The following is a 7950-nucleotide window of genomic DNA, read 5'->3' on the forward strand; positions in this document are numbered from 1 at the left end:
GTGACCGCGGACTCTAGACTCGCTAACGGCTGGGGGCGTCGCGCCGTGTCCGCCCCGCCGTGCCCGTCCCGCCCCCGTGCCCCGTCCTCCCCCAGAGGCCCCCAGAGGAAACGCGACCTGATGAACAGTTCGGAAGCCGGCCCCGGTCGTCTCCTGGTCAACCGCTACCACCTGGACGAGGTCATCGGATCCGGTGGCATGGGGCGGGTCTGGAAGGGCACCGACACCCTCCTGGACCGGCCGGTCGCGGTCAAGGAGCTGACCACGCCGCCGCACCTGCCCGCGCACGAGGTCGAGGTGCTGCGCACCCGCATGCTGCGGGAGGCGCGCAGCGCAGCGCAGCTGAGCCACCCCTCCATCATCACGGTGTTCGACGTGGCCGAGGAGGACGGCCGCCCGTGGATCGTCATGGAGCTGGTCAGCGGCCCCTCCCTGGGCGACCTCATCCGCGAGGAGGGGGCGCTGCCGGTCCGGCGGGCCGCCGACATCGGCGAGCAGATGGCCGCGGGGCTCACCGAGGCGCACGCCCGGGGCATCGTGCACCGCGACATCAAGCCGGGCAACGTGCTCATCGCCGGGAACGACCGGGCGGTGCTCACCGACTTCGGCATCGCGCACCTGGACGGGGCCACCCACCTGACCAGCACCGGCCTGCTCATCGGCTCGCCGAGCTACCTGGCCCCGGAGGTCGCGCACGGGCACTCCGCCACCCCGGCCTCGGACATGTGGGCCCTGGGCATCACCCTTTACCAGGCGGTGGAGGGCAGCCTGCCGTTCGAGCGGCCGACCCCGATGGCGACGCTGACCGCCATCGTCACCCAGGACCTGCCCGAGGCGGCCAACGCCGGCCCGCTGCGCCCGGTCCTGGAGGCCCTGTGCGAGAAGCGCCCGGAGGACCGCCCCTCGGCCCCCGAGGTGCGCGCCCTGCTTCGGGGGATCCGGGAGTCCCGGGAGGACGAGGAGGAGCCGGCCGGGAGGGCCGCCGCCACCCTGACCGCCGCCGCGCCCGCCGGGGAGGCCGGGGAAACCCCGGAGGAGGCCCGGGGCCACGCCGCGCCGTCCGCCCCCGGCTCCGAGCGCACCGGCTCCGCGCCCTCCGCCGACGCCCCCCGCCGCGAGCGGCGCGCCGCCTCGCGCACCCGGGGCCTGCTCGTCGCCGCGGTCGTGCTCGTCCTGTTGGTGGCGGGCGCCGCCACCAGCGTCCTGCTGAGCATGAACCGTCCCGGGGGACCCGAGACCGGGCTCACCGACGGCTCCGGCCCGCAGGCCGCGGCCGGGGGCGGGGAGGACCCTTCCGCGGAGGAGCCCGCCGCCGACGAGGAGACCGGGACGGCCGAGCAGAGCCCGACGGCCGAGGAAGGGGATGACGGGGAGGACCGGGAGGAGGAGGCGGACGACGGCGAGTGGGACTTCCTGACCCGCTACGAGGACTCCAGCGGCTTCTCCGTGGACGTCCCCGAGGACTGGGAGATCGAGCGGCGGGGCCACATGGTCTTCTTCCACAACCCCGACGGCGGGTACCTGCAGATCGACCAGACGGACGCCCCCAACCCCGACGCGGGCGACGACTGGCGCGCGTACGAGCCCCAGGGCAGGCAGGGCTTCAGCGGCTACGAGCTGATCGGCATCGAGGACGTGGAGGACGGCTGGGCGGAGGACTACGTCAGCGCCGCCGACTGGGAGTTCACCTTCCAGAACGGCCGCATGCACGGCATCAACCGGGGCTTCCACACCGAGGCCAAGGGCTACGCCCTGTTCCTGGTGGCCAGCAACGAGGACCCCGAGGCCAACCACGCGCTGCTGGACCGCATCGCCGAGTCCTTCACCCCGGCGGCCTGACGGGCCCCGGGCCGACGCCTCAGAACACCGAGCAGTTGGTGATGTCGGTGAAGGCCTCCAGGGCCAGCGCCGCCGTCACCGAGTTGCCCTTGGCGTCCAGGCCCGGGCCCCACGCCGCGACCGCGCACTGACCCGGCACGATCGCCAGGATGCCGCCGCCCACGCCGCTCTTGCAGGGCAGTCCGACCCGGTAGGCGAACTCGCCCGCGGCGTCGTAGGTGCCGCAGGTGAGCATCACCGCCATGATGCGGCGCGCGTCGGGCCGGCTGAGCAGCTGGGAGCCGTCCGCGCGGATGCCGTGCCGGGCCAGCAGCAGGCCGGCCCGGGCCAGTTCCTCGCAGCTGATGGTGATCGAGCACTGCCGGAAGTAGTGGTCGAGCACCTCCGGCACCGGGTTGTTCATCTTGCCGAAGCTCGCCATGAGGTAGGCCAGGGCGCGGTTGCGGTCGCCGTGCTCGTCCTCGGACCGGGCCACCGCGTTGTCGTCGTGCAGGTCGGGGTCGCCCGTCTCCGCGCACAGCAGCTCCTTCAGGGCTCCGAAGGCGTCCCCGGTGTCGGTCAGCAGCTGGTCGGTGACGATGAGCGCGCCCGGGTTGACCATCGGGTTGCGCGGCACCCCTTCCTCGAACTCCAGCTGGTACAGGGAGTTGAAGCTCGTGCCCGACGGTTCCCGGTGGACCCGCTCCCACACCTTGGCGCCGGACGTGCTCATCACCAGGGCGAGGGTGAACACCTTGCTGATGCTCTGCATGGAGAAGCGGGCGGCCGCCTGGTCGCCGGTGCCGTACAGGTCGCCGTCCACCGTGGCGACGGCGAGCCCGAACTCGCTCGGGTCCACCCCGGCCAGTTCCGGGATGTAGTCGGCGACCTTTCCCTCACCGATGTGCGAGCGCACCCGGTCCATGACGGCTTCGAGCACGCCGGGGTAGTCGTCGCTGCTGCACGGCTGGGTCACGGGTTCCTCCCTGTTCGGTGTCCGTCAGTGCCCGACTACCCAGAACGGCCGCCCGAACCGTCCCCGTCAAGAAGCCGGGCGTCGTGCACCATCAGGGCCACCTGGACCCGGTTGTTGAGGCCGAGCTTGGTGAGGATGTTGGACACGTGCGTCTTGACCGTGGGCACGCTCACGAACAGGGCGGAGGCGATGTCGGCGTTGGAGCGGCCCTCGCCGACGGCCACGGCCACCTCCAGCTCGCGGGTGTTGAGCGCGGCCAGCCGCCGGCGGGCCCGGTCGGCGCGCGCGCCGTGGTGGCCCGCGTCCACCCGCTCGACCAGGCGCCGCGTCACCGCCGGGGACAGCACCGACATGCCCCGGGCCACCTGGCGCACCGACTCCACGATCTCCCTCGGGGGCGTGTCCTTGAGCAGGAACCCGGCCGCGCCCGCCCGCAGCGCGCGCAGCACGTGCTCGTCGGCGTCGAAGGTGGTGAGCACCAGGACCTCGGGCGGGTCCTCCAGCGCTCGCAGCCGCTCGGTGGCGGTCAGCCCGTCCACCGTCGGCATCCGGATGTCCATCAGGACCACGTCGGGGGAGTGCTCGCGGACCAGGTCCACCGCGGCGCCGCCGTCCTCGGCCTCGGCCAGCACCCGGATGTCGGGCGCTCCGCCCATCATCATCACCAGGCCCACCCGCACGAGTGCGTCGTCGTCGACGATCACGACCCCGGTCTGCCCGCGCTCCGTCTCGTTCATGGGGGCCACGGTAGCCAGGCCGACAACCGCCAACCACCATCGCCGTCCGGGCCGTGCTCCAGGCGCCCCGAGGCCAGCGACACCCGCTCGGCCAGACCGGCCAGGCCCCGGCCGCCCCCGTCGCCGTCGGGGGCGGGTTCGGAGGAGGGGCCGTTGCACACCTCCACCACCAGTCCCTGGCCGGGCGCGCCCCGCACCAGCACGCGCGTGTGCGCGCCCGGGGCGTGCTTGCGCACGTTGGTCAGCCCCTCCTGGACGGTCCGGTAGGCGGTGCGGCCGATCCGCTCGGGGACCTTTCCCGTGTACTCCCGGACGAACTCCACCCGGGTCCCGGCCTGGTCGGCCTCCTCCACCAGCTGCCCCAGGTCGGCCATGGTCGGCTGGGGCAGCTCCCCGACGGGGGCGCGCAGGACCCCGATCACCTCCCGCAGGTCCTGCAGGGCCTGGTGGGCGCTCTCCCGGATCACCTTCGCCGAGCGGGCCACCTCCTCGGGGGAGGCGTCGGGGCGGTACTCCAGGGCGCCCGCGTGCACGCTGAGCAGGGACAGCCGGTGCCCGAGCACGTCGTGGATCTCGCGGGCCATGGCCTCGCGGACCTGGTGCTGGGCCTGCTCGGCGCGCAGCCGCGCCTCCGTCTCGGCGTGCAGGGCGCGGTCGCGCAGCGACTCCACCAGCTCGCGCCGGTGCTGGACGGTGAGCCCCCATCCGGTCACGGCGCCCTGGAGGGCCGCCCCGAGGAGGAAGAGCACGAGGAAGGGAGCGTGCGGGTCGGGCCACAGCAGCGCCTGCACGAGCGAGGAGGCCACGCTCAGCCCGTACACGGCCAGGCTGACCCGGGGCGGCCGGTGCACGGCCAGGGAGAACAGGGCGATGAGCATGGCGCCCTGGACCAGGGCGGAGACGGCGGAGAACAGCACGAGGGCCACGGCGATCCGCACCGGCCAGCGGCGGCGCCACCACAGGGCCAGGCAGGCCAGGAGGGTCAGGGCCGCGTCGCCGGCCTTCAGCCACCCGGGCAGGTCCCGCGCCGCGGCGGCGGACTCCCCGAACTCGGCGGCGCTCAGCGCGGCGAACAGGAGGGCGAGCAGGAAGATCGCGGAGTCCACGACCCAGTCGCGCGCACCGCGCCGCCGCGCGTCGGCCATAGCGTTCATCGACCGCAGTCTAGGCTGTGTCTTCCCCGGGCCCCGCCCCGCTTCGGTCCGGGTCCCGGACGCCTCCTCCCTCGAACCGCCGGGCGGTTCGTGTCCGTCCGGGCACCGGGCGTCGGTACCGTGGAGCTGATGAGCACTCTGGTCACAGGAGCCACCGGAATGGTGGGCCGACGCGTCGTCACCCAGCTGAGGAGCCGCGGCCTGCCCGTGACGGGTGCGTCCCGCAGTGCGGCGACGCGTCTGGACTGGACCGACACCTCCAACTGGGACGAGGTCCTGGAGGGGGTCAAGAGCGTGTTCGTGGTGACGCCCGTGGGCATGTCCCTGGGCCACCGCGTCGCCGGTTTCCTGGAGCGGGCGGCCCGGTCGGGGGTCGGCAACGCCGTGGTCATGTCGGCCATGGGCACCGAGCACGCGCCCTCGGACTCCGACCAGCGCGCCGCGGAGCTGCGCGCCAGGGACCTCTTCGACCGCTGGACCGTGCTGCGCCCCAACTGGCTGTTCCAGGACTTCACCGAGGGCACGTTCGCCGGTATGGCGCGCTCGCGCAACGGCCGCCTCGAACTCCCGGTCAGGAAGCGGACGGCGGTGAGCTTCGTGGACGCCCGGGACGTCGCCGACGCCGCCGTGGCCGCGCTGCTGGGCGACCACGGCGGCCGGGAGTACACGCTCACCGGGCCCCAGGCGCTGACCTTCCGCGAGGTGGTCAAGCAGACCCGGGGCACCGAGAGCCCGGTGTGGCGGTTCAAGGGCGTGGACGAGGCGGGCTTCTACTTCCGCGCCAGCGACCGCGGGTGGAGCGACCGCTACATCGACACCCTCAACGAGCGCTTCGCCGCCGCGGTCCGCGGACAGGCCGCGGAGGTCACCGAGGGCGTGCGCGAGGCCCTGGGCCGCGACCCCATCCCGCTGGCCCGCTTCGTCCGCGAGACCTTCCTCTGACGGCCTACTTCAGGAGCTGGCGGGCCATGACCAGGCGCTGGATCTGGTTGGTGCCCTCGTAGATCTGCGTGATCTTGGCGTCGCGCATCATGCGCTCCAGCGGGAAGTCCTTCACGTAGCCCGCGCCGCCCAGCAGCTGCACGGCGTCGGTGGTGATCTCCATGGCGGCGTCGGAGGCGTAGCACTTGGCGGCGGCGCCGAAGAAGGCCAGGTCGTCGTCGCCGCGCTCGGACTTGGCGGCGGCCACGTAGACCATCTGGCGGGCGGTCTCCAGCTTCATCGCCATGTCGGCGAGCATGAACTGCACGCCCTGGAAGTCCGCGATGTGCTTGCCGAACTGCTTGCGCTCCTTGACGTAGGCCACGGCCTGGTCCAGGGCGCCCTGGGCGATGCCGACGGCCTGCGCGCCGATGGTGACGCGGGTGTGGTCCAGGGTGCGCAGGGCGATCTTGAGGCCCTCGCCCGGGGCGCCGACGATGCGGTCGCCGGGGACGCGCACGTTGTCGAAGAACAGCTCACGGGTGGGCGACCCCTTGATGCCGAGCTTGCGCTCGGGCTCGCCCAGGGTGAAGCCCTCGTCGTCGGCGTGCAGCACGAAGGCCGAGATGTTGCGGCCCCGGGCGCCCTCGGGGTCGGTCACGGCCAGCACCGTGTAGTACTTGCTGACCCCGGCGTTGGTGATCCAGGACTTCTGCCCGTTGAGCACCCAGCCGTCCCCGTCGGCCACGGCCTGCGTGCGCATGCTGGCGGTGTCCGAACCGGCCTCGCGCTCGGACAGGCCGTAGGAGAACATCGCCTCGCCGCTGGCGACCTCGGGCAGGTAGCGGCGCTTGACCTCCTCGGAGGCGCCCAGGATCAGCGGCATCGTGCCGAGCTTGTTGACCGCCGGGATGAGGGAGGAGGAGGCGCAGACGCGGGCCACCTCCTCGATGACGATGCAGGTGGCCAGGGCGTCGGCGCCCACGCCGTCGTACTCCTCGGCGATGTGCGGGGCGTGGAAGTCCGTGGCGACCAGGGCGTCGAGCGCGTCCTGCGGGAAGGCGCTCCTCTCGTCGACCTCCGCGGCGTGCGGGGCGATCTTGTCCTCGGCGACGGAGCGTACGGCGGCGCGCAGCTCCTCGTGCTCCTCGGTGGTTCTGAACAGGTCGAAGTCGCTCATCTGCGTCCCTCCCGGGGATGCGCCCCTCATCGGCTGGCACTCAGTGCCCCTACGTGGCATTCGGTGCCAGACTAAGGGGTGAGAAGGGCGATGTACACAGACGAGGTCGGATAGCTTCGTGATGTCCCGGAGGCGAGCTGTCCCGGACGAGAGGGGGCACGGCGATGGAACGGTCGGGAGGCCGCGGAGGCCAGCCGCGCGTGGGTACCCGTGAGGTGGTGCTGGCGGCGGTGCGCCTGTTCACCGAGAACGGGTTCGAGTCCACCACGGTGGACCAGATCGCGGCCGCCAGCGGTGTGAGCCGCCGCAGCCTGTTCCGCCGCTTCGGCTCCAAGGAGGACATCCTCTTCGCCGAGCACGACGAGCTCTTCTCCACCGTGTCCGCCTACCTGGAGGCCTCCCCGGACGAGCCGCTGGCCTCGGCGTTCGCCGCCGCCCGCCTCGTGCTCCGGGGCTACCTGGAAGACCCGGAGGTCACCCTGCCGCGCTACCGCCTGGTGCGCGCGCACCCGCGCCTGCGCGACCGCGAGGTGGCGATGACCGCGCGCTACCAGGCCGCGTTCAGCCGCTACCTGACCCGGCGCACGGGCGGGGAGGCCAACGCCCTGGCCGCCGGGGTGGCCGCCGCCTCGCTCATCTCGGCGCACAACCACGTGCTGCGGGAGTGGCTGCGCGACCCCGTCCAGGACGCCTCCGCCGTGCTGGCGCGGTTCGAGGAGGCCACGGACCTCGTCCGCCGGGCCGCCGAGCCGGTGCTGCACGCCGGGCGCGGCTCGGCGGAGGACCGGGTGCTGGTGGCGGTCTACCCCGGCGGCACCGGCCGCGAGGAACTCCTGCGCCGGATCGGCGCCGCCGTCCAGGGATAGGTCCCCGGGGCCGCTCCCGTGGCCGGGGCGGCGCCGCGGCGCGCGTAGGCTGGACGGACGGCAACCGGGCGGGCACACGATGCGGAGCGGACGGCGGAAATGAGCGTGGACACGGCGAGCGCCACCAAGCAGGGTTCAGAGGTCGCGCGGGAGGCCTCGCGTCGGCGTACGTTCGCGGTCATCTCCCACCCCGACGCCGGTAAGTCCACCCTGACCGAGGCCCTGGCCCTGCACGCCGCCGCGATCTCCTCCGCCGGCGCGGTCCACGGCAAGGGCGACCGCCGCGGGGTGACCTCGG

At 73.4% G+C, this 7950-nt stretch carries 8 protein-coding genes; 4 read left to right on the top strand and 4 right to left on the bottom strand.

The window, feature by feature from the left end; all coding sequences use genetic code 11:
* Window positions 1–120: 120 nt before the first annotated feature.
* Window positions 121–1839, top strand: a complete 1719-nt coding sequence (locus FYW95_RS06425; RefSeq protein ID WP_159945614.1) for a serine/threonine-protein kinase — start codon at window positions 121–123, stop codon at window positions 1837–1839.
* Window positions 1840–1858: 19 nt separating this feature from the next.
* Here the strand turns inward: FYW95_RS06425 and FYW95_RS06430 are convergent, their stop codons facing one another.
* Genes FYW95_RS06430 through FYW95_RS06440 form a run of 3 tightly spaced genes read right to left on the bottom strand, consistent with a single transcriptional unit; the run spans window position 1859 to window position 4685 of the window.
* Window positions 1859–2794, bottom strand: a complete 936-nt coding sequence (locus FYW95_RS06430; protein WP_236568131.1) for a glutaminase — start codon at window positions 2792–2794, stop codon at window positions 1859–1861.
* 35 nt (window positions 2795–2829) lie between these two features.
* The gene (locus tag FYW95_RS06435; protein WP_201294728.1) at window positions 2830–3531 is read right to left on the bottom strand and encodes a response regulator; all 702 of its coding nucleotides are present in this window, start codon (window positions 3529–3531) and stop codon (window positions 2830–2832) included.
* Entirely contained in the window at window positions 3528–4685 is a 1158-nt protein-coding gene (locus tag FYW95_RS06440) for a sensor histidine kinase (protein ID WP_159945615.1), read from the bottom strand. Before FYW95_RS06440 ends, FYW95_RS06435 begins: the two co-directional genes overlap by 4 nt.
* A gap of 129 nt (window positions 4686–4814) precedes the next feature.
* Between FYW95_RS06440 and FYW95_RS06445 the strand changes: the two genes are divergently transcribed.
* The gene (locus tag FYW95_RS06445; RefSeq protein ID WP_159945616.1) at window positions 4815–5627 is read left to right on the top strand and encodes an NAD(P)H-binding protein; all 813 of its coding nucleotides are present in this window, start codon (window positions 4815–4817) and stop codon (window positions 5625–5627) included.
* A 4-nt stretch (window positions 5628–5631) separates the two neighbouring features.
* Here the strand turns inward: FYW95_RS06445 and FYW95_RS06450 are convergent, their stop codons facing one another.
* Window positions 5632–6786 carry an acyl-CoA dehydrogenase family protein gene (locus FYW95_RS06450; RefSeq protein ID WP_159945617.1) on the bottom strand — a complete coding sequence of 385 codons (1155 nt, stop codon included), beginning with the start codon at window positions 6784–6786 and terminating at the stop codon, window positions 5632–5634.
* A gap of 164 nt (window positions 6787–6950) precedes the next feature.
* On the opposite strand from FYW95_RS06450, the gene FYW95_RS06455 reads away from it, so the two are divergent.
* Complete coding sequence (locus FYW95_RS06455; RefSeq protein ID WP_159945618.1) at window positions 6951–7652, top strand: TetR/AcrR family transcriptional regulator; 702 nt, start codon at window positions 6951–6953, stop codon at window positions 7650–7652.
* A gap of 99 nt (window positions 7653–7751) precedes the next feature.
* Window positions 7752–7950: GTP-binding protein (locus tag FYW95_RS06460; RefSeq protein ID WP_236572104.1), on the top strand; the 199-nt coding region annotated here is incomplete at its 3' end.

It is taken from the genome of Nocardiopsis sp. FR4, from assembly GCF_009830945.1.
In the GTDB taxonomy this organism is placed as follows: domain Bacteria; phylum Actinomycetota; class Actinomycetes; order Streptosporangiales; family Streptosporangiaceae; genus Nocardiopsis.